The following is a 21688-nucleotide window of genomic DNA, read 5'->3' as shown; positions in this document are numbered from 1 at the left end:
CCGTGCACATCGACCGCCTCGACGCCGAGCTCATCCGCATGCTCACCGAGTCGCCGCAGCTGCCGATCCTCGAGTGCGCGCGACGACTGGGGGTCGCCAGGGGCACCGCGACCAGCCGTCTCGCGCGCCTGCACGAGGGCGGGGTGATCGAGGCGATCGTGCCACGCATCGACCCCGCGGGCTTCGGCTACGGGGTCGTCGCGTTCTGCCTCGTCGAGATCGACCAGAAGGTGGGTCACGACGATGTCGCCACGGCGCTCGCCGATGCGGTGCCCGAGATCGTCGACATGCACACCGTGACCGGTGCGAGCGACATGCAGCTGCGACTCGTCGCTCGCGATGCGACCCAGCTGCAGGAGGTGCTCGATCGGGTGGCTCTCGTGCCGGGGGTCTCGCGCACGGCGTCATCGATCGCGATGCGCACCCACCTGTCGGGGCGCGTGCTGCCGCTGGTCGAGCACGTCGCCGGCGACGCCGGCTGACAGGTCAGATCCAGCCGGGCAGCCAGTTGTGGAGCAGCCAGAAGTCGTAGGGCACGCTCATGCCGGTCCACACCGGGTAGAAGAACACCGAGACGAGCAGAACCACGGCGAGGAAGATCAGCACCGTGCGCTCGCCTGACTGGCGGCGATGCAGGGGATCGTCTCGTCGGCCCGCGATCTGACGCAGAGCGACGGCGAGCGCGATCACGAGGAACGGCGCCATGGCGACCGTGTAGAACTGGAAGATCGTGCGCTCGGGGAACAGCAGCCAGGGCACGTAGGTCGCCGCGAGTCCGACCAGCGGGAACGTGAACGCGGGGCCGACCGGCGTGCGTTCGATCCACCCGCGCACGAGTCGGTAGATCAGGTAGAGGGCGGCGGCGACACCGGCGTACCAGATGATCGGGTTGGGGATCGTCGAGATCACCGCGATGCAGTGGTCGACACCGCAGGGCCCCGGATCGCTGCCCACCCAGACCGCCGTGGGCCGGAGCAGGAGCGGCCACTCCCACGCAGGGCTCGCGTAGGGGTGCCCCTTGCTGAGGCCGACGTGGAAGTTCAGGATCGCCTCGTGGTAGTTCCACAGTGCGATCAGCGGGTTCGGGTCACTCTGACGGGCATAGCCGCCGGCTGTGACGAGCCACCCCGTCCAGCTGACGAGGTAGGTGGCGAGCGCCGGCAGGACCAGCAGCACGAAGGAGACCGGCCCCTGACGGAACGCCGCCGCGGTCGGCCAGAGGACGACTCCGGCGCGGCGTCTCGCCAGAGCATCCGTCACCACCGTGTACAGGCCGAACGCCGCCAGTGCGTAGAGCCCCGACCACTTCACGGCGCAGGCCGCGCCGAGCGCGACACCCGCGGCGATCAGCCAGGGGCGGCGCCAGAGCACGGGACCCCACATCGGCTCGGGGGAGTCGGGGGCGCTGCGTTCGAGCAGAGGTATCGACCGGTCGCGGTCGATCAGGATGAACAGTGCGCCGAGCATCAGGAAGAACGTCAGCGGGCCGTCGAGCAGCGCGGTGCGGCTCATCACGATGCTGAGGCCGTCGATGGCGAGCAGAGAGCCGGCGACGGTGGCCACGACGATCGAGCCGGTCAGTCTGCGGGCGACCAGGTAGGTCAGCAGCACGGTGGCCGCGCCGAGAAGAGCCGTCGCGATGCGCCAGCCCACCGTGTTGTCGGGGCCGCCGACGGCCATCCCCAGGGCGATGAGCCACTTGCCGAGGGGAGGATGCACGATGAACGCCCCGGCATCCGACAGCGGCAGCTGCTGCAGCGTGATGAACGCCTCGTTCGCGTCCTTGCCCCAGGTGCCCTCGTATCCCAGAGTCCAGAGCGACCAGGCGTCCTTGACGTAGTAGGTCTCGTCGAACGCGAGCTGGTGCGGGTGCCCGAGGTTGACCAGGCGCAGCACCGCAGCCAGGGCGGTCACCACGAGAGGTGCGAACCAGCGCATCATGCGCCCCCAGTCGGGGTCCTGCAGCACGCGGTCGCGCAGTCGCTCGTAGCGCGTCGGTCGCTGCTCGGGGGGAGGCAGCAGGGGCAGGGGCGCGGTCACCGCACCAGCCTAGACACTCCGCCGATGGGGCCCGCCTAAGCTGGGCGGGTGATCATCCTCGCCGCAACACCGATCGGAAACCTGGGGGATGTCTCGCGTCGCCTCGTCGAAGTGCTGGAGAACGCGGAGGTCATCGTCGCCGAGGACACCCGCACCACGCAGAAGCTGATGCAGGCTCTGCAGATCGCGAACCGTCCGCGGCTGATCGCGCTGCACGATCACAACGAGAAGCAGAAGGCGGCAGAGCTCGCGACCCTCGCCATCGAGACCGACGTCGTCGTGGTGAGCGACGCGGGGATGCCGGCCATCAGCGATCCCGGCTACGGTCTCGTCGCCGAAGCCGTCGCGCAGGGCGTGACGGTCACGGCCATCCCCGGACCCAGTGCGGTGCTGATGGCCCTCTCGATCTCCGGGCTCCCGACCGATCGCTTCACCTTCGAGGGGTTCCTGCCCCGCAAGCCGGGGGAGCGGCGGTCGACCCTGCGGGCGCTCACCGCAGAGCCCCGCACCATGGTCTTCTTCGAGTCGCCCGCCAGGCTGGCGTCGTCGCTCGCCGACATGGGCGCTGCGTTCGGTGCCGACCGCCGCATCGCCGTGTGCCGTGAACTGACCAAGTTCTACGAGGAGGTACGTCGAGGCACCTCGGCCGAGCTCGTCGAGTGGGCCACGGCGGGGGTCAAGGGTGAGATCGTCGTCGTCGTCGAGGGGGCGCCGCATCGGGAGGTGTCTGCGGAAGACGCGCTCGCGCAGGTGCAGAGCCTCGTCGCATCCGGGGTGCGCCTGAAAGAGGCGTGCGCCGAGGTCGCCGCCGCCACCGGTCTGTCGTCGCGCGACCTGTATCAGGCAGCGCTCGCCGCCCGCAGCTGATGGTGCAGGGCACTGACGCCGCGGTCGGCTCCGCCTACGACGCGAGGGCCGCGGAGTACGTCGAGCTGGCCGGCGCGATCGAGCAGATGGATCCACGGGATGCGGCGGTCATCGCTGCCTGGCGTGACGCGACCCCTGGACGGCTGCTCGATGCCGGATGCGGGCCCGGGCACTGGACCGGGTTCCTCGGCACGGGCGGGCGCGAGGCGCGGGGAGTCGACCTGTCGGCGGAGTTCATCGCGACCGCGCGGACACGGCACCCCGATGTCCCCTTCGATCTCGGGACGTTCCGCGACCTGCCGCTCGACGGCGGTTCCGTCGGCGGCATCCTCGCCTGGTACTCGCTGATCCACACGCCTCCGGCGGACCTGCCCGAGATCCTCGCCGAGTTCCGTCGCGTGCTGGCCCCCGGCGGCAGCATCCTCATCGGATTCTTCGACGGCGAGCCGCGCGAGTCGTTCGCGCACGCCGTCGCTCCGGCATTCTTCTGGTCTGCCGACGCGCTCGCGGAGCTTCTCGCCGATGCAGGCTTCGCGGTCGTGTCGAGTGAGACCCGCGGCCGGGAGCAGGCCGAGATCAGCGCCAGGCCCCACGGCTCGCTCGTCGCGCGCCGACGGTGAGTCTCGCCCCGGGTACCCTGGTGCACACGCAACCGGAGGAGGACCGAGCGTGACCAAGAAGGCGACCGTCTACGACGTCGCAGAGCGCGCGGGCGTGTCGATCGCGACGGTCTCCCGTGTGCTGCGGCAGCCTGATGCGGTGCGTCCGGTCACCCGCGAGCGGGTGCTCGACTCGGTGGCTGCCCTCGGCTATGTGCCCAGCGGCAGCGCGCGCGGCCTGGCCGAACGCCGCACCGGCGTGCTGGGGCTGTACTTCCCGGGCTTCGATGCCTCGGAGGACGCTCCCGTGCTCGATGTGCTCGCCGGGGATCAGGCCGAGGTGCCGCCTTTCACGGTCGAGCAGGCCTCTGCCGACGCGGGGGCGCCGCATCCGACCATGCTCTTCCTCGACGAGGTGCTGCGCGGTGCCGAGCTGGAGGCCTGGAAGCAGGGGTTCGTGCTGATGATCGGCGTCGGGCGGGGAGACCCCGCCCGCGAGACGGTGCGCGACATCGCCGGCCGGGTCGACGGGCTGATGGTGCTGGCGCAGAGCGTGCCGGACGACGTGCTCGCTCGGCTCGCCCAGCGGATCCCGGTGGTCGTGCTCTCGGGGCCGGCGCGGGGTGACAGCTACGACCACGTGACCGTCAGCAACGCCGAGGCGATGTCGGAGCTCACGCGTCTGGTGCTCGCGCAGGCCGACCCGGGAGGCCTCGCTTTCCTCGCAGGCCCCGAGGACTCGCCCGACGGTGCGCAGCGCTGGGAGGGCTTCGCTGCCGCCATAGCCGAGGCGGGCATCGCGGCGGATGATGTGACGGTGCTGCGCGGTGACTTCACGCGCGCATCGGGACGCCGCGCCGCCGAGGAGCTGATCGCCCGCGGCGCACCGGCCGCGTTGGTCGCGGCGAACGACCAGATGGCTCTCGGGGCGATCGATGCCTTCCGATCGGCCGGCATCCGGGTTCCCGACGACGTGCGGGTCACCGGATTCGACGGCATCGAGGCTGCCGCGCTCTCGCGGCCGACACTGACCACGGTGCGTCAGCCGATGATCGACCTCGGCCGCGCCGCCGTGCAACTGCTCGCCAGACGACTGGAGCAGCCGGATGCCGAGCCGATGACGGTGCGCCTGCCGCTGCAGATCCTCGTCCGCGAGAGCTCGCAGCGCCCCGCCTGAGCGGTCCGACGACCCGCTCAGGCGCGATCGTGCAGCGTGATGCGGTAGCCGTCGGGGTCGGCGAACGTGAAGGTGCGGCCGAACGGGCCGTCGATCGGATCCGCGACGATCGTGTGCCCTGCGGCGGCGAGAGCGTCGTGGATCGCCTGCACGTCGCTGGCATGCAGCCAGATCGCGGCGCCGATCCCCGGCTGGTCGACGCCGTCGAGGTCTGTGCCGGGGGCGATATCGCGCAGTGCGAACGCGATGGGTGTGGTCTCGAAGACGACGGCATGCGGCGGCCCCGTCGGCGAGCGGACGAGGCCGAGGTACTGCTCGTAGAACGCCTGCGACGCGGCGAGGTCGCGAGTCTGGAGGGAGATGAAGTCGGGTCCGGTGACGGGCATGATGTGCTCTTTCCTGTGATGTCAGTTATCTGACACGGATCAATGTATGTCAGAATACTGACATGAGTCAAGACGGCGGCGGCATCGACCTCGACACATCGCTCGGATACCTCCTGAAGGAGGCCTCCAGTGCGCTGCGTTCGGCGATGGAGGAGGTGCTGCGTCCGCTCGGCATGACCATCACGCACTACTCGTGTCTCGAACTGCTCGCCCAGCGGCCCGGCCTCTCGAACTCCGAGCTGGCCCGCGGAGCGTTCGTGACGCGGCAGTCCATGAACGTGCTGCTGCAGGCGCTCGAGCGGGATGGATTCGTCACGAGACCGCCCGAGGCTCCGGTGGGCAAGGCGCTGCCGACGACGCTCACGCCGCGGGGGAGGAGCAGTCTGGCGCAGGCCACGGCCGCGGTGCGATCCGTCGAGGTGCGGATGCTCGCGGGCATGACCGACGACGAGCAGGCGGCTGCGCTCCGGGCGCTGCGGAGCATGGTGCGCTCGCTGCGCGATTCACCGCGATAAAGACAGGTTTGGCACCGCTCCCATCCTCGTCACGGTGGGGAAGTCGCCCTCGTTGTGCGGTGGTCGAGGGCTTGCGCTCGCAAAATGTATGCGCTTACAATCACTCATGCGGCTTCGGCCGCGGGGCGCCCCGACCCCCGGGACCCCCCTTCATGACACAGACGACATGAGGTGGCAGTGTGGCGAAGACGCACATGCTCCGGCGCTGGCGGAGAGCCGCGATCGTGGGACTGGCGGCAGCAGCCGTCGTGCTCAGCGGTTGCAGCATCCAGATCAGTTCGCAGCCCGATCCATCGATCGGCGACGACACGATGCTCATCAATGCGGACAAGGGGAACCCGTTCTTCACGCGGAACTTCAATCCGTACCTCACCAACACGCGCACGGCGTCGAGGTGGATCTACGAGCCTCTGATCCTGGTGAACCCGCTCGACGGAACCGAGAACCCGTGGCTCGCGAGCGAATGGTCGCAGCCCGACGCCCGCACGGTCGTGATGACGATCCGCGACGACGTCGAATGGAGCGACGGCGAGAAGCTGACGCCCGATGACGTGGCGTTCACCTTCCAGTTGCTGAAGGACAATCCCTCGCTCGACATCAAGGGCGCCTGGCAGCACCTCGAGACCGTCGAGGTCGACGGCGACGACGTCATCATGCACCTTCAGACAGACGACGCCCCGTCGCTGCCGATCCTCGGTCAGACCATGATCGTGCCCGAGCACCTCTGGGCCGACGTGAAGGATCCGGGTACCTACCGCAACGAGAACCCGGTCGGCACCGGACCGTTCGTGCTCGGCAACTACAACGACCAGCAGTACTCGGTCGACAAGAACCCCGACTACTGGCAGGCCGACAAGATCGAGATCGAGCACATCATCCTGCCGTCCACGAACTCGCAGCTCGACACCGTCACCCGCGGCTACGACTGGGCCTACTCGTTCATCTCCGACGTCGAGGGCACCTGGGGTGCGGCCAGCGAGCACAACGCCTGGTGGTTCCCGCCGGGTGGAGTCATCGCGCTCATGCCGAACCTCGAGGTCGCTCCGTTCGACGACGTGAACGTGCGCCGCGGCATCGCCCTCTCGCTCGATCGCGAGGAGATCGCCGAGACCGCATCCGAGGGGTACATGGAACCCGCCGGGCAGACCGGGCTCATCCTCCCCAACCAGGAGGAGTACCTCGATCCGAGCATCCCCGACCAGGGCATGATCACCCAGGACACGGATGCCGCACTCGCCGCGTTCGCCGAGGCGGGGTACACCCTCGACGGTGACCGGCTCGTGGGCGCCGACGGCACGCAGCTCGAGTTCGCGCTGACGACCGCCAACGGCTTCTCGGACTGGACCCGCGCGGCGCAGACCGTGCAGAGCCAGCTCGCAGACGTCGGCGTCAAGGTGACTCTCAAGCTCCCGCAGCCGGCGGGATATCAGAGCGCCATCAGCAACGGCGACTTCGAGATGGCCATCGGCGGCATGGGCAACGGCAACGTCTACCAGGCGTTCAACAACCTGCTCTCGAGCGAGTTCTACGTGCCGTCCGGCGAGGCGACCGCGAACAACTTCGAGCGGTACCGCTCGGACGAGGCCGACGCCCTGCTCAAGGAGTACCGCGAGACCGTCGACCCCGCCCGCCAGACCGAGATCGTCGAGGAGCTGCAGGGCATCGTCTACGACGACCTGCCCGTCATCGGCCTCTACTACGGCGGGATCTGGGGCCTCTTCAACGACTCCAAGTTCACCGGCTGGCCCACAGAGGACGACCCGTACATGATTCCGCAGAACTACGACTCGGCGCCGCTGGGCATCTTCACCCGGCTCGAGCGCGTCAAGGAGGATGACCGATGAAGTACGTCCTCCAGAAGGTCGGCCTGTTCGTGCTCACGCTGTGGGCAGCGATCACGCTGAACTTCTTCCTTCCGCGCCTCATGCCCGGTTCGCCGGCAGACGCCGCGATCGCGAAGCTCTCGCAGAACGGTCCGGTGTCGGATGCGACGCGGGCCGCGATCGAGGCCCAGCTCGGCGTGCCGACCGGATCGATCTGGGATCAGTACGTGGCGTACCTCGGTCAGGTCGCACGACTCGACTTCGGTGTCTCGTACACGTTCTATCCGCAGAGCGTCTCGAGCATGGTCTCGACCGCACTGCCCTACACGATCGGCCTCGTCGGCATCGTCACGATCCTCGCGTTCGTGATCGGCACCCTGATCGGCACCGCCGCGGCCTGGCGCCGCGGCACATGGCTCGACAGCCTGCCGACTCTGACGGGGTCGTTCCTCAGCACCTTCCCGTACTTCTGGACGGCGCTGCTGCTGCTGTTCTTCTTCGGCTACGTGCTGCACTGGTTCCCGACGACGGGAGCGTATGCGGCGACGACCACGCCCGGGTTCACCTGGGACTTCATCGTCGACCTCGCGCAGCATGCGGTTCTCCCCGCGCTGACCATCCTGCTGACCTCGCTCGGAGGGTGGATCATCGGCATGCGCAACGCGATGATCAACACGCTGGGTGAGGACTACGTGACCTTCGCCGAGGCGAACGGTCTGCACGGTCGCACGATCGCCCTCCGCTACGCCGCGCGCAACGCGATCCTGCCGAACCTCACCGGCTTCGGGCTCACGCTCGGCGGTGTGGTCGGCGGATCGATCCTCGTGGAGCAGGTGTTCGGATACCCGGGCATCGGCTATCTGCTCTTCAACGCCGTGATCGGGCAGGACTACCCGCTCATGCAGGCGCTCTTCCTGATGATCACCGTCAGCGTGCTCATCGCCAACTTCCTCGTCGACATCCTGTACGGCGTGCTGGATCCAAGGACCCGCCGATGACCTCCACCATGAATGTCAAGGTTCCCTCCGACCGGATCGCGGCTCCCAGTCCGTGGCGCTCGTTCGCCCGGATGGTGGGCACCCTCTGGTCCAACGGCAAGGCCCGACTGGGCCTCATCATCCTCGGGCTGTTCGTCGTGGTCGCGGTGTTCGCACCGCTGCTCGCCCCGTACGGCCCCAAGGTCAACACGTTCGAGCGCAACGCCGATGCATCGGCCGCGCACTGGCTCGGCACCACCGCTGCAGGCGAGGACGTGCTGAGCCAGCTGATCTACGGTTCGCAGGTCAGTCTGCTGGTCGGCATGGCCGCCGGCATCCTCTCGACGATCGTCGCCGTGCTGATCGGTCTCAGCTGGGGCTACATGCGCGGTTTCCTGGGGGAGGTGGTCGGCTTCATCGTCAACCTCTTCCTCGTGATCCCCGGTCTCCCGCTCATGATCGTGATCGCCGCGTACCTGCAGAACGGCGGCATCCTGATGATCATCGCGGTCATCGTCGTCACCGGGTGGGCGTGGGGCGCGCGCGTGCTGCGCAGCCAGACCCAGTCGCTGCGAGGCAACGACTTCGTCACCTCGGCGCAGTTCTCGGGTGACAGCCGGGCGCGCATCGTGTTCCGCGAGATCCTGCCGAACATGACGTCGATCATCGCCGGCACGCTCTTCGGAGCAGCGACTGCGGCGATCCTCGCCGAGGCCGGACTCGAGTTCCTCGGGCTCGGCGACTCCAGCATCGTCAGCTGGGGGACGATGCTCTACTGGGCGCAGAACTCCAACTCCCTGCTCACCGGGCAGTGGCTGCTGCTGTTCGCCCCCGGTCTCTGCATCGCCCTGCTCGCTCTGAGCCTGACACTGATCAACTTCGGCGTGGACGGCATCTCCAATCCGCGCCTGCGAGAGGGGAAGGGACGATGAGCGCCATGGAAGCGAACACCCCCGCGACCACGAACGACGTCCTGCTCGATGTCCAGGGCCTGTCCGTCGAGTACGCCTCCCCGGGTGTGACGCCGGTCACCGCCGTCGAGAACGTGTCGTTCACGCTGCGTCGGGGCGAGTTCGTCGGCCTCGTCGGCGAGTCGGGCTCGGGCAAGTCCACGCTCGGTTTCGCGCTGACACGGCTGCAGAAGCCGCCGGCTCGCATCAGTGACGGGCGGATCCTGTTCGACGGCCGCGACATCCGCGACCTCGACGCCGAGGAGCTGCGTCGACAGCGTCAGGGCGGGTTCGCGATGGTGCTGCAGTCGGGCATGAACGCGCTGAACCCCGTCCGCACGATCGGCAACCACTTCCGCGACATCTTCGCCGCGCACGGGCATGTGGCCCGAGACGCCCGGGATGCGAGGGCGAAGGAACTGGTCGGCAAGGTGGGTCTCGACCCTCTCGTGCTGTCGCGGTACCCGGGAGAGCTGTCGGGCGGAATGCGCCAGCGCGCGTCGATCGCCCTGGCTCTCTCGCTCGAGCCGCAGCTCATGGTGTTCGACGAGCCGACCACCGCGCTCGACGTGCTCGTGCAGCACGCGGTCATGGACACGATCCGCGACCTGCAGCGCTCCGAGCACTTCACCGCGATCCTCATCAGTCACGACCTCGGCATCGTGCTCGAGGCCACTGACCGCGTGATGGTCATGCACGAGGGGCGGATCGTCGAAGACGCGCCGAGCCTCGACATCCTGCACCGCCCGCAGGACGAGTACACGCGGATGCTGCTGAGCCACTACGCCGACCCGCGGGCCGAGTCGATCTCGATCCCCGGGTTCGTCGACCTCGGCACCCGGCGTCGCGAGGGGCACTCGCGCACCGATCTGACCGAGACCCTGCCCACGGTGTCGCAGCGCGACACCCGACGAGCCGATGCCGCGATCGTGGTCGAGGGCGTCTCCAAGCGCTACCCGGCCCCCCGTCGGGGGGAGAAGCCCGTGACGGCGGTCGACGACGTGTCTTTCCGTCTCGAGCCCGGTGAGGCGCTGGCGCTCGTGGGTGCGTCGGGGTCGGGCAAGTCGACGATCGCGAAGCTCATCACCGGGGTCGAGAAGCAGACCGAGGGCACCGTGCGCTTCGGTGACGTCGACGTCGCGATGCTGGGCCGCAAGGGCCTCCGCGATCTGCGCAAGGACGTGCAGATGGTGTTCCAGGATCCGTATGCCGCGCTGAATCCGCTGCACACGGTCGAGTACGCGCTCAGCCGACCGATCCGCAACTACACGCCGCTGCGAGGGCAGGAGGCGAGAGCCCGCGTGCTCGAGCTGCTCGAGACGGTGGGGCTGACGCCGGTCGAGCAGTTCGCAGCGAAGCTGCCGCACCAGCTCTCGGGCGGCCAGCGTCAGCGTGTCGTCATCGCCCGGGCTCTGGCCAGTGATCCGCAGGTGCTGATCGCCGACGAGCCCGTGTCGATGCTCGACGTGTCGCTCCGAGCCGGCGTGCTCGCGCTGCTCGAGGATCTGCGCGAACGGTGGGGCATCAGCATGCTCTACATCACGCACGACCTGCTCAGCGCGCGTCTCGTCACCGAGAACATCCTCGTGCTCAACAGCGGCCGCGTCGTCGAACGCGGCGAGACATCTCAGGTGCTTCAGCATCCGGAGGACCCGTACACGGTCCAGCTGCTGGATGCGGTGCCGAACCCGGCACGGGCCGAACGCTGACCGAAGACCATCGCAAGACGAAAGGAGCACTCGTGCTCACATTCCCTGACGGCTTTCTCTGGGGCGCTGCGACCGCAGCCCATCAGGTGGAGGGGAACAACACGACCAGCAACTGGTGGGCCATGGAGCATGCTCCCGGCTCGCCCATGGTGGAGCCCTCGGGCGACGCCGCCGATCACTTCCACCGGTACCCGGAGGACATGCGGCTGCTGGCGGACGCCGGTCTGAACTCGTACCGCTTCTCGATGGAGTGGGCCCGCATCGAGCCCGAGCGCGGGTTCGTCTCGCGGGCGATGCTCGATCACTATCGCCGCATGATCGACACGGCTCGCGAGAACGGGCTCGACCCCACGGTGACCCTGATGCACTTCACCGTGCCGCAGTGGTTCCAGAAGGACGGCTTCTGGCGTGCGGACGACGCGGTCGACCTGTTCTCGCGCTACGTCGAGACGGTGCTGCCGATCCTCGAGGGCGTGACCTACGTCTGCACGATCAACGAGCCGAACATCGCGGCGATGCTCGCCGGGGGTGAGGATGCGGCCAACCTCGTCGCGTTCGGACTGCCGAACCCCGACCTCGCTGTCGCCGACACGCTGCTCGACGCGCACCACCGTGCGACCGAGATCCTGCACTCCGTCTCGGGCGTGCAGGCCGGATGGACGATCGCCACGCAGGCCTTCCACTCCACCGGCGAGCCCGGCGCAGACGAGATGCTCGCCGAGTACGGCGACCCGCGCGATCACTGGTACCTCGACCAGTCGGCGGGCGACGACTTCGTCGGCGTGCAGGCCTACACGCGCACCTTCATCGGACCCGAGGGGCCGCGGCCGGTCGCCGACGATGTCGAGACGACGCTCACCGGGTGGGAGTTCTTCCCCGAGGCGCTCGAGATGGGCGTGCGCAGCGCCTGGGAGCGCAGCGGTGGAGTGCCGGTGCTCGTGACCGAGAACGGCATCGCGACCGCCGACGACACTCGTCGCATCGCCTACACGCAGGGCGCGCTCGAGGGTCTGCACCGGGCGATCTCCGACGGCATCGAGGTGAAGGCGTACCAGCACTGGAGTGCACTCGACAACTACGAGTGGGCGAGCGGATTCCGTCCGACCTTCGGCCTGATCGGCTTCGACCACGAGACGTTCGAGCGCTCGCCGAAGCCGTCGCTCGCCTGGCTCGGCGAGGTCGCGCGTCGTAACGGGCTCTGAGCCGGACGACCCCGGGGCTCTGCCCCGGGGTTACCCTCGGATCATGAGCCATGCAACCCGTACGACGCGCGGTGACAGGCTCCGATCGGCGGCCGCCGGGCTGAGTGCGGCGGTCGTCGCGGTCGGCCTGGCGGAGCTGGTGGCCGCCATCGTCGAACCGAGCGCGAGTCCGTTCGCCGTGATCGGCAGCGGGCTCATCGACCTCGCGCCCAGCTGGGCGAAGGACACCGCGATCGCGCTGTTCGGCACCGGCGACAAGGTCGCGCTCCTCACCGGGATCGCCATCGTGCTGGCAGGACTGGCGGCGCTCGCCGGCATCCTGGAATCCCGCCGGGCGGGAGTGGGGTCGACGATCCTCGCTGCTCTCGGCGTGCTCGCTCTGGTGGCCGCGATGATCCGTCCTGGTGCGGGACCGTTCGCCTGGCTCCCCGGCCTCGTCGCGGGAGTGACGGCGGTCGTCGCGCTGCGGCTGCTCATGCGCAAGGTGCACCCGGTGCCGTATGTCCGCGCCGAGCATGAGGAGCGCCGACAGTTCCTCCTGTGGACCGTCGGCGTCGCAGCCACCGGCATCGTGGCGCTCGCCATCGGCAACGCGGCCCGCGGCGTGACCCGGTCCATCGAGGCGGTGCGGTCCACACTGCGCCTGCCGAAGGCCGCCACGCCGGCCCCGGCAGTGCCGGTCGCCGCAGAACTCGACATCCAGGGGCTTGCGCCCGTCGTCACCCCGAATGCGCAGTTCTACCGCATCGACACCGCTCTGATCGTGCCGCGCATCGACCCGGCCGATTGGTCGATCCGCATCCATGGGATGGTCGACCGAGAGATCGTGGTCACGTGGGACGAACTGCTCGCCCTGCCGATGCAGGAGTCGCATGTGACGCTCGCGTGCGTGTCGAACGAGGTGGGCGGAGACCTGATCGGCAACGCCCTGTGGCTCGGGCATCCGGTGCGCGAGCTCCTCGCGCGGGCGGGCGTCGACCCGGACGCCGACATGGTGCTGTCGACCTCGTCCGACGGATTCACGGCCTCGACACCCCTCGAGGCTCTCACCGACGACCGCGACGCCCTGCTCGCGGTCGGCATGAACGGTGATCCGCTGCCCATCGAGCACGGTTTTCCGGTGCGCATGGTGGTGCCGGGGCTCTACGGCTATGTCTCTGCGACCAAGTGGGTGACCGACCTCGAGGTCACGCGGTTCGACCGGGCGACCGCGTACTGGACCGACCGCGGGTGGTCGGAGCGCGGACCGATCAAGCTGCAGTCGCGCATCGACGTGCCCCGTCGCGGGACTCGGATCGAGGCGGGTGACGCCGTGATCGCCGGCATGGCATGGCAGCAGCATGTGGGAGTCGAGGGCGTCGAGGTGCGGATCGACGAGGGCGCATGGCGTCGGGCCGAGCTCGCCACCGCGATCTCCGACGACACCTGGGTGCAGTGGCGCCTCGACTGGTCGGCCGAGAGCGGAGCGCACACGATCGAGTGCCGGGCGATCAGCGCCGACGGCGAGACGCAGACCTCGGATCCGGCCGACGTCGTGCCCGACGGCGCTCAGGGGTGGCATCGCATCGAGGTCTCGGTCGCCTGAGCGTAACGACCCCCTGCATCCCACCTAGAATTGTCCCCATGCCCGCAGGCGAATCGTTCTACATCACCACGCCCATCTACTACCCCTCCGATGTGCCTCACATCGGTCACGGGTACACCTCGGTGGCGGTCGACGCGCTCGCGCGCTGGCACCGTCAGGGCGGCGATGACACGTGGATGCTCACGGGCACCGACGAGCACGGCCAGAAGATGCTCCGCGCGGCGGCGGCGAACAACGTCACCCCGCAGGAGTGGGTCGACAAGCTCGTCACCGAGGCGTGGTTCCCGCTGCTGAAGACCCTCGATGTCGCGAACGACGACTTCATCCGCACCACGCAGGAGCGCCACGAGACCAATGTACAGACGTTCTTCCAGCGTCTGTACGACCGCGGCTACATCTACGCGGGCGAGTACGAGGCGCTGTACTGCGTCGGCTGCGAGGAGTTCAAGCCCGAGTCCGAGATCGTCGACGGCACAGGTCCGTTCGAGGGTCTGAAGGTGTGCGCGATCCACTCGAAGCCCCTCGAACTGCTGCAGGAGAAGAACTACTTCTTCAAGCTCAGCGAGTTCCAGGACCGCCTGCTCGAGCTCTACAAGACGCAGCCCGACTTCGTGCGCCCCGACTCCGCGCGCAACGAGGTCGTCTCCTTCGTCAGCCAGGGGCTGAAGGATCTCTCGATCTCGCGCTCGACGTTCGACTGGGGCATCCCGCTGCCGTGGGACGAGTCGCACGTCATCTACGTGTGGGTCGACGCACTGCTCAACTACGCCACCGCCGTCGGGTACGGCTCCGATCCGGAGACGTTCGACCGCCGCTGGCCCGCCTATCACGTGGTCGGAAAGGACATCCTGCGCTTCCACGCGGTGATCTGGCCCGCGCTGCTGATGGCCGCCGGTCTCGACGTGCCCAAGGGCGTGTTCGCGCACGGCTGGCTGCTGGTCGGCGGAGAGAAGATGTCGAAGTCGAAGCTAACCGGCATCGCACCGACCGAGATCACCGATGTCTTCGGCTCCGACGCGTACCGCTATTACTTCCTTTCCGCGATCGCGTTCGGTCAGGACGGGTCGTTCTCGTGGGAGGACCTCTCGGCCCGTTACCAGTCCGAGCTCGCGAACGGCTTCGGCAACCTGGCCTCGCGCACCACGGCGATGATCGAGAAGTACTTCGAGGGCATCGTGCCGCCCCCCGCCGACTACACCGAGAAGGATCTCGAGATCCAGAGGATCGTCGCGGATGCGGCGTCGAACGCGGATGCCGCGATCGAGCAGTTCCGCATCGACGAGGCCATCTCGTCGATCTGGACCATCGTCGACGCCCTGAACGGCTACATCACCGCGAACGAGCCGTGGGCGCTGGCCAAGCAGGCGAACAGCGGAGACGAGGCTCAGCGCGGCCGTCTGGGCACGGTGCTCTACACCTGCGCCGAGGGCCTGCGTGCCCTCGCGGTGCTGCTCTCGCCGGTGATGCCGCAGTCGACGGAGAAGCTCTGGGTCGCCCTCGGCGCTGCCGAGAGCCTCGGACGTCTGCAGGATCAGCCGATCCGTGAGGCCGGAGCCTGGGGAGCGCTGCGCCCCGGAACCAGCGTCAACGGCCTCAGCCCGCTGTTCCCGCGTGTGGAGTCCAACGCCTGAGCATGACCTACGTGCAGCAGCGAGACGGAGAGGGACGCAAGAACCTGCGGTATCCGGCGGCCCCCGAGCCGCTCTCCGTGCCCGTGTACGACAACCACGCGCATCTCGAGATCCTCGACGGCGATGAGCCGCTGTCGCTGACCGAGCAGCTGGATCGGGCCCAGGCCGTGGGCATCGCCGGGGTGGTGCAGGCGTCGGGTGACATCGAGTCTTCTCGGTGGGCGGTCGAGGCGGCGGAATCGGACTCCCGTGTGCTCGCGGCTGTTGCGATCCACCCGAACGACGCGCCTGCCTACGCCGAAGAGGGGCGCCTCGATGAGGCCATCGCGGTGATCGACGAGCTCGCCGCGCACCCCCGCACGCGGGCGATCGGCGAGACGGGGCTCGACTTCTTCCGCACCGAGCCCGAGCGCCGAGCACCGCAGTTCGAGTCCTTCGAGGCTCACATCGCGCTCGCCAAGAAGCATGGCATCGCGATGCAGATCCATGACCGCGAAGGGCACGACGCGGTTCTCGAGACGCTGACGCGGGTGGGTGCCCCCGACCGGACCGTGTTCCACTGCTTCTCGGGTGACGACGAGATGGCCCGGATCTGTGCGGATGCCGGATATCACCTGTCGTTCGCAGGCAACGTCACGTTCAAGAACGCACAGAATCTGCGCGACGCGCTGAAGGTGACACCGCTGGATCGCATCCTGGTCGAGACCGACGCGCCGTTCCTCACCCCGACGCCGCTGCGCGGCCGGCCGAACGCCCCGTATCTCGTGCCGATCACGGTGCGCTTCATGGCCGCCGAGCTCGGCATCGAGGTCGACGAGCTCTCTGCCCAGCTCGCCGCGAACACCCTGCGGGTCTACGGCTCGTTCACCTGAGTCTCGATCGCCTGCGTGTCGGAGACCGGCTTCGCCGACACGATCTGCGAGATCGGCTTCCACACGAACAGCAGCGTGAGCGCAGCGCCGACGAACGCGAACCACCACGGAGCGGTGAGACCCCAGAACTGCGCGATCACGCCGCCCAGTGCCTGTCCGATCACCATGCCGCCGAACACGCCGACCATATTGACCGAGGCGACCCGGCCCTGCAGCTCGGGCGGCACGAGGCGCTGACGGACGGTGGTCGAGATCGTGCCCCAGATGAACGCGTAGGCGCCGAAGACGAACATGATCACGAGCGCGACCCACCCGGTGCTGGTGAGCGCGAAGGCGAGGTGCATCAGCACTTCGAGAGAAAGCACGACGCGCATGAGCGTCGCGAACGACACGTGTCGTTCGAGCCACCCGAAGCACAGCGTGGCGAGGATGCCACCGGCGGCGGAGGCCGTGGTCAGCGCTCCATAGCCGACGGCGCCCATGTTCAGGTGCTCGGTGGCGTAGAGCACGAGCACGCCCCAGGGGGCCGCCCAGGTCACGTTGAAGACCAGGATGATGAGCACGAGCATCCGCACCGGCGGGTTCTGCCAGAGCCACCGCAGGCCCTCGGCGATGTCGGTGTGCACGTGCGTCTTCTCGGCGTCGCCCGTCGCCCGGGGCGGCACCGGCGTGCGGGCCATGCGCGAGATCAGCACGACCGCGAGGAGCACGCAGAGGACCTCGAGCAGGAAGGGCCACGCCGTGCCCGCGGCGAAGAGGAAGGCTCCCAGCGGAGGACCCGCGAACTGGTTCGCGACGAGGTACCCGGCCTGCAGACGCGCGTTGCCGATGCCCAGATCGGCGGGCTTCACGAGCATCGGCAGCAGCGTGCTTCCCGCCGTGTCGACGAAGACCTCTGCCGTGCCGTAGAGGAAGGCCACAGCGAGCACGATCCAGATGTTCGCCGTGCCGGTGAGCAGGAACGCGCAGAGACCTGCGAGCACCACGGCCCGCGCCGCGTTGGCGAACATCACGAGGCGTCGGCGGTCGAACCGGTCGGCGATCGCACCGGCGTGCAGCCCGAACAGCAGCCACGGAAGGAACTGCATGATCGCGCCGGCGGCGACGAGGATCGGCGATGACGTCATCGAGGCGATGAGCAGGGGAGCGGCCGCCAGAGCGACGCCGTCTCCGACGTTGCTCGTCCACGACGATGCGAGCAGCCAGCGGAAATCCCTGCCCATCCGACGGGGCGCGATCAGTTCACCGAGGGAGGGCACCACAGAAGACTACTGGCGGGTTCGGACACCGGTGAGGCGTGGGGGACAATGGAGCAATGACAGTCACCCTGCTCGGCGCCACCGAGATCCGCCGCCTCGCCGCTGAGCTCGACGTCACCCCGACCAAGAAGCTCGGACAGAACTTCGTCGTCGATGCGAACACCGTGCGCAAGATCGTGCACGCCGCCCGCGTGCAGCCGGGGGAGCGGGTCGTCGAGGTCGGGCCGGGGCTCGGTTCGCTCACCCTCGCGATCCTCGAGACCGGGGCATCCGTCACCGCCGTCGAGATCGACCACCGGCTCGCAGCCCGACTCGCCCAGACCGCGGTCGAGCACGGCGTTCCCGCCGAGAGGCTCACGGTCGTCGATGCCGACGCGCTGCGCATCACCGAGCTGCCCGGCGAACCCACCGTGCTGGTCGCGAATCTCCCCTACAACGTCTCCGTCCCCGTGCTGCTGCACTTCCTCGAGAACTTCTCGTACCTGAAGCGCGGCGTCGTGATGGTGCAGGCCGAGGTCGCCGAGCGCATCGCGGCCAAGCCAGGGTCGAAGATCTACGGCACCCCGAGCGTCAAGGCCGCCTGGTACGGCGAATGGAGGCTCTCGGGCACCGTGTCCCGTCAGGTCTTCTGGCCGGTGCCCAACGTCGACAGCCTCCTCGTCGGCTTCGACCGGTCGGAGGGCGAGCGCGGCACGGAGGATGAACGCCGACTCACCTTCAAGATCGTGGATGCCGCCTTCAACCAGCGCCGCAAGATGCTGCGTCAGGCGCTGTCCGAGCTCTTCGGCAGCTCGGCCGCGGCATCCGAGATCCTGATCGCGGCAGGAGTCGCGCCGACCGCCCGCGGCGAGGATCTCACGGTCGACGACTATCACCGTATTGCGCGGCACGTCGCCCAGATCGAAGACACCGTCATCACCGGCTAACCTGGCACGGTGACCGAGTCTCCCCGCTTCCGTCCCAATGTCCCTGAGCTCCACCGGCCGTACGCTGCCGACGAGAGCCGCTACCAGCAGTTCGAGTACCGCCAGGTCGGCTCCTCGGGGCTCTACCTGCCGCCGATCTCGCTGGGCCTGTGGTGGAACTTCGGCGACAACATCCCGCTCGACAACCAGCGCGCACTGCTGCGTCACGCGTTCGACCGGGGCATCACCCACTTCGACCTCGCGAACAACTACGGGCCGCCCTACGGCTCCGCCGAGAAGAACTTCGGGCGCATCTTCGCCGAGGACTTCCGCCCCTATCGCGACGAGCTGATCATCTCGTCGAAGGCAGGCTGGGACATGTGGCCGGGGCCGTACGGCGACCTCGGGAGCCGCAAGTACATCCTCGCGAGTGCCGAGCAGTCGCTGACGCGCATGGGTCTCGACCACGTCGACATCTTCTACTCGCACCGTGCAGACCCGGTGACCCCGGTCGCCGAGACCATCGGCGCACTCGACACACTCGTGCGTCAGGGCAAGGCGCTCTACGTGGGCATCTCGTCGTACAGTGCCGAGCGCACGGCCGAGGCCGTCGCCGTCGCCACCGAGCTCGGCACCCCGCTCGTCATCCACCAGCCCGCCTACTCGATCCTCAACCGCTGGGTCGAAGACGGGCTCACCGAGAAGCTCGAGCAGTCCGGCGTCGGCGCGATCGCCTTCACCCCGCTGGCGCAGGGGCTCCTCACCGACAAGTACCTCGGTGACGGCACCGCAGCCCGGGCCCAGAAGCGCGGGTCACTGCCCGATGCTCCGCTGTCGGATGCCGCTGTCGAGACGCTCCGGTCGCTCAACGCCATCGCCGAGGGGCGGGGGCAGTCGCTGGCTCAGATGGCGATCCAGTGGACGCTGCGCAACCCGGTGGTCGCCTCCGCACTGGTCGGGGCATCGCGCCCCGAGCAGCTCGACGAGAACATCGCCGCCGTCAACGGACCGGCATTCACGGCCGACGAGCTCAGCCGCATCGATGAGGCGGCCGGCGCCATCGACGTCGACCTGTGGGCGTCGTCCACGGAGCTGTGACGGGAACACCGAGATGAGCTTCGCCGCCCCCGTCGATTCCGTGCACGTGCGCGCGCCAGGCAAGATCAACGTCTACCTGGGCGTGGGCGGCCGTCACGACGACGGGTACCACGCGCTGGCGACCGTGTTCCAGGCGGTGTCGCTCTATGAGGACGTGATCGCCCGGCACGCCGACGACTTCTCGATCACGGTGTCGGGCGTGGACGATCCCGACACGGTGCCGCTGGACGACCGCAACCTCGCGATGCGGGCGGCGAAGCTGCTCGCGACCGCAGCCGAGTACGGCGGCGGGGTGGCGCTCGAGATCCGCAAGAGCGTGCCGGTCGCCGGAGGAATGGGAGGCGGGTCAGCGGATGCCGCTGCCGCCCTCGTGGCCTGCGATGCGCTGTGGGGCACCGGGTTCTCGACGGCGCGCCTGCACGAGCTCGCGGCACGCCTCGGTGCCGATGTGCCCTTCGCGCTGCACGGCGGCACCGCCGTCGGCACCGGTCGGGGAGACCAGTTGAACCCGGCATTGGCGAGGGGACGCTTCGACTGGGTGCTCGTCCCGAGTGACGAGGGCCTGTCGACGCCGGTCGTGTACGCGCGGCTCGATGCCCTGCGTGACGCCGAGGGCGCGCTCGCCGACGATCCGCCGCTGTCGCTCGAGGTTCCGGCGCCCGTGCTGCAGGCGCTGCGCTCGGGAGACCCGGACCTGCTGTCCGAGAGCATCTACAACGACCTGCAGGAAGCCGCCCTGCACGAGCGGCCGGAACTCGAGACGACGATCCTGCGTGGCATCCATGCCGGTGCGCTGCAGGGGATCGTGTCCGGTTCAGGGCCCACCGTCGCACTCCTCTGCGCGAGCCCCGAGGGTGCGCAGGAGGTGCAGTCGCTGCTGCGCGAGCACGGGCTCGAGTCGCTGCACGTGCATGGCCCGGTGCCGGGCGCGCGCATCCTCGCCTGACCCGCCCCGCCGCCCCCTCACGTCAGCGACGTGCGTTCGGCGCGCCTGGCATACATAATGAAGTGACGATGTGACCGTGCACATTCAAGGAGGTCTGTGATGTCGACTGCCTCCGAGCGTGCCCGGATGCCGAGCATCCGCGACGTCGCTCGACTCGCGGGGGTGTCGCACCAGACGGTCTCGAGGGTGCTGAACGATCACGCGAGCATCCGCCCCGAGACCAAGGCCAAGGTGCTCGACGCCATCGCGGTGCTCGACTATCGTCCCAATCTCGCAGCGCGGGCACTGGTGACCAGCAAGTCCAACATGCTGGGCATCCTCGCGGCGACCGTGGGGGAGTTCGGACCCACGTCCTCGATCGTCGGCATCGAGGATGCCGCGCGCGAGGAGGGGTACTCGGTCTCGACGCTCAACCTCTCGGCCACGACGCCGGAGGCGATCGGCAACGCCCTGCGCCAGTTGGCGCGCGAGCAGGTCGACGGCATCGTGGTGCTCGCCCCGCAGGTGCGGGCGTTCCACGTGCTCAAGGGCATGGCGGTCGAGATGCCGTTCGTATCGCTGCAGACCGCCTCGGGCTCCGACGGGGTGACGCTGTCGGCAGACCAGGTCGCCGGTGCCCGCGCCGCCACCGAGCATCTGATCGGGCTCGGACACAGCGACATCATCCACATCGCAGGGCCCCAGGACTGGATCGAGGCAGAGTCGCGCATGCGCGGGTACCTGGACGCGCTGCGCGAAGCCGATCTTCCGACCTTCCCGCCGATCCGCGGCGACTGGACCGCCGACTTCGGCTATTTCGCGGGCAAGGAACTGTCGCGCCGCCGCGATTTCACGGCCGTGTTCGTCGCGAACGACCAGATGGCCATCGGTCTGATGCACGGCTTCCGGGATGCCGGCGTCCGCGTGCCCGAGGATGTGAGCGTCGTCGGCTTCGACGACATCCCCGTCGCCGCGCATGTCGCGCCGACTCTGAGCACCGTGCATCAGGACTTCCCCGAGCTCGGGCGTCGGGCGGTGCGGATCCTGCTCGCGCAGATCCGGGGTGAGCAGGTGCCCGAGTTCGGGCCGCTCCAGACCACCCTGCGCACGAGGGAATCGTCCGCACCTCGATAGAGCCACAATTTGGCTCGTGGTCTTGACAGCGTCT

20 protein-coding genes are annotated in these 21688 nt (G+C 68.6%); 17 read left to right on the top strand and 3 right to left on the bottom strand.

Annotated elements, in window-relative coordinates:
- The first annotated feature begins 2 nt into the window (after positions 1-2).
- Positions 3-482: an Lrp/AsnC family transcriptional regulator gene (locus tag OPU70_RS05325; protein WP_056373472.1), complete on the top strand. Its 480-nt coding sequence runs from the start codon at positions 3-5 to the stop codon at positions 480-482.
- Between the two features lie 4 nt (positions 483-486).
- On the opposite strand, the gene OPU70_RS05320 is transcribed toward OPU70_RS05325, so the two are convergent.
- Positions 487-2040 carry a dolichyl-phosphate-mannose--protein mannosyltransferase gene (locus tag OPU70_RS05320; protein WP_042537367.1) on the bottom strand — a complete coding sequence of 518 codons (1554 nt, stop codon included), beginning with the start codon at positions 2038-2040 and terminating at the stop codon, positions 487-489.
- A 48-nt stretch (positions 2041-2088) separates the two neighbouring features.
- Here OPU70_RS05320 and rsmI point away from each other — a divergent pair, with 48 nt between their 5' ends.
- Genes rsmI through OPU70_RS05305 form a run of 3 tightly spaced genes read left to right on the top strand, consistent with a single transcriptional unit; the run spans position 2089 to position 4683 of the window.
- Positions 2089-2907 carry a 16S rRNA (cytidine(1402)-2'-O)-methyltransferase gene (rsmI, locus tag OPU70_RS05315; protein WP_498557282.1) on the top strand — a complete coding sequence of 273 codons (819 nt, stop codon included), beginning with the start codon at positions 2089-2091 and terminating at the stop codon, positions 2905-2907.
- Entirely contained in the window at positions 2907-3527 is a 621-nt protein-coding gene (locus OPU70_RS05310; protein WP_079113239.1) for a class I SAM-dependent DNA methyltransferase, read from the top strand. Before rsmI ends, OPU70_RS05310 begins: the two co-directional genes overlap by 1 nt.
- A 49-nt stretch (positions 3528-3576) precedes the next feature.
- On the top strand, positions 3577-4683 hold the full coding sequence (locus OPU70_RS05305) for a LacI family DNA-binding transcriptional regulator (protein WP_228385544.1): 1107 nt from the start codon (positions 3577-3579) through the stop codon (positions 4681-4683).
- Between the two features lie 17 nt (positions 4684-4700).
- Here OPU70_RS05305 and OPU70_RS05300 read toward each other — a convergent pair whose 3' ends face one another.
- A complete protein-coding gene (locus OPU70_RS05300) occupies positions 4701-5069 on the bottom strand; it encodes a VOC family protein (protein WP_079113237.1) in 369 nt (122 codons plus the stop codon).
- Between the two features lie 62 nt (positions 5070-5131).
- Here OPU70_RS05300 and OPU70_RS05295 point away from each other — a divergent pair, with 62 nt between their 5' ends.
- The 9 genes from OPU70_RS05295 to OPU70_RS05255 all read left to right on the top strand — a co-directional run bounded on the left by OPU70_RS05295 (position 5132) and on the right by OPU70_RS05255 (position 16333).
- The gene (locus tag OPU70_RS05295) at positions 5132-5584 is read left to right on the top strand and encodes a MarR family winged helix-turn-helix transcriptional regulator (RefSeq protein ID WP_309690110.1); all 453 of its coding nucleotides are present in this window, start codon (positions 5132-5134) and stop codon (positions 5582-5584) included.
- A 179-nt stretch (positions 5585-5763) separates the two neighbouring features.
- Positions 5764-7428 (top strand): ABC transporter substrate-binding protein, encoded by a 1665-nt coding sequence (locus tag OPU70_RS05290; RefSeq protein WP_228385543.1) that lies wholly within the window; start codon positions 5764-5766, stop codon positions 7426-7428.
- Positions 7425-8405, top strand: coding sequence for an ABC transporter permease (locus OPU70_RS05285; protein ID WP_042537382.1), 981 nt, complete (start codon positions 7425-7427; stop codon positions 8403-8405). Before OPU70_RS05290 ends, OPU70_RS05285 begins: the two co-directional genes overlap by 4 nt.
- Entirely contained in the window at positions 8402-9316 is a 915-nt protein-coding gene (locus OPU70_RS05280; RefSeq protein ID WP_042537384.1) for an ABC transporter permease, read from the top strand. The genes OPU70_RS05285 and OPU70_RS05280 overlap by 4 nt, the downstream gene beginning before the upstream one ends.
- Before the next feature lie 5 nt (positions 9317-9321).
- Positions 9322-11043: an ABC transporter ATP-binding protein gene (locus OPU70_RS05275; RefSeq protein ID WP_498557281.1), complete on the top strand. Its 1722-nt coding sequence runs from the start codon at positions 9322-9324 to the stop codon at positions 11041-11043.
- A 32-nt stretch (positions 11044-11075) separates the two neighbouring features.
- Positions 11076-12245, top strand: coding sequence for a glycoside hydrolase family 1 protein (locus OPU70_RS05270; RefSeq protein ID WP_042537386.1), 1170 nt, complete (start codon positions 11076-11078; stop codon positions 12243-12245).
- Between the two features lie 43 nt (positions 12246-12288).
- Complete coding sequence (locus OPU70_RS05265; RefSeq protein ID WP_498557280.1) at positions 12289-13830, top strand: molybdopterin-dependent oxidoreductase; 1542 nt, start codon at positions 12289-12291, stop codon at positions 13828-13830.
- A gap of 38 nt (positions 13831-13868) precedes the next feature.
- Positions 13869-15461, top strand: a complete 1593-nt coding sequence (metG, locus tag OPU70_RS05260; protein ID WP_498557279.1) for a methionine--tRNA ligase — start codon at positions 13869-13871, stop codon at positions 15459-15461.
- A gap of 2 nt (positions 15462-15463) precedes the next feature.
- Positions 15464-16333 (top strand): TatD family hydrolase, encoded by an 870-nt coding sequence (locus OPU70_RS05255; RefSeq protein ID WP_498557278.1) that lies wholly within the window; start codon positions 15464-15466, stop codon positions 16331-16333.
- Here OPU70_RS05255 and OPU70_RS05250 read toward each other — a convergent pair.
- Positions 16315-17592 carry an MFS transporter gene (locus OPU70_RS05250; RefSeq protein WP_498557277.1) on the bottom strand — a complete coding sequence of 426 codons (1278 nt, stop codon included), beginning with the start codon at positions 17590-17592 and terminating at the stop codon, positions 16315-16317. The genes OPU70_RS05255 and OPU70_RS05250 overlap by 19 nt on opposite strands.
- Positions 17593-17648: 56 nt before the next feature.
- Between OPU70_RS05250 and rsmA the strand changes: the two genes are divergently transcribed.
- From rsmA to OPU70_RS05230, 4 genes are all read left to right on the top strand, one after another.
- Positions 17649-18518: a 16S rRNA (adenine(1518)-N(6)/adenine(1519)-N(6))-dimethyltransferase RsmA gene (gene rsmA, locus OPU70_RS05245; RefSeq protein WP_309690095.1), complete on the top strand. Its 870-nt coding sequence runs from the start codon at positions 17649-17651 to the stop codon at positions 18516-18518.
- 9 nt (positions 18519-18527) lie between these two features.
- Positions 18528-19595 carry an aldo/keto reductase gene (locus OPU70_RS05240; protein ID WP_079113229.1) on the top strand — a complete coding sequence of 356 codons (1068 nt, stop codon included), beginning with the start codon at positions 18528-18530 and terminating at the stop codon, positions 19593-19595.
- Between the two features lie 13 nt (positions 19596-19608).
- A complete protein-coding gene (locus OPU70_RS05235; protein WP_042537400.1) occupies positions 19609-20541 on the top strand; it encodes a 4-(cytidine 5'-diphospho)-2-C-methyl-D-erythritol kinase in 933 nt (310 codons plus the stop codon).
- Between the two features lie 99 nt (positions 20542-20640).
- The gene (locus OPU70_RS05230; RefSeq protein ID WP_042537402.1) at positions 20641-21654 is read left to right on the top strand and encodes a LacI family DNA-binding transcriptional regulator; all 1014 of its coding nucleotides are present in this window, start codon (positions 20641-20643) and stop codon (positions 21652-21654) included.
- Positions 21655-21688 lie beyond the last annotated feature (34 nt).

This window comes from Microbacterium sp. SWDP-B6 (assembly GCF_059803615.1).
The sequence above is the reverse complement of the archived record's forward strand: the minus strand, read 5'-3'. Positions and strand labels throughout refer to the sequence as shown.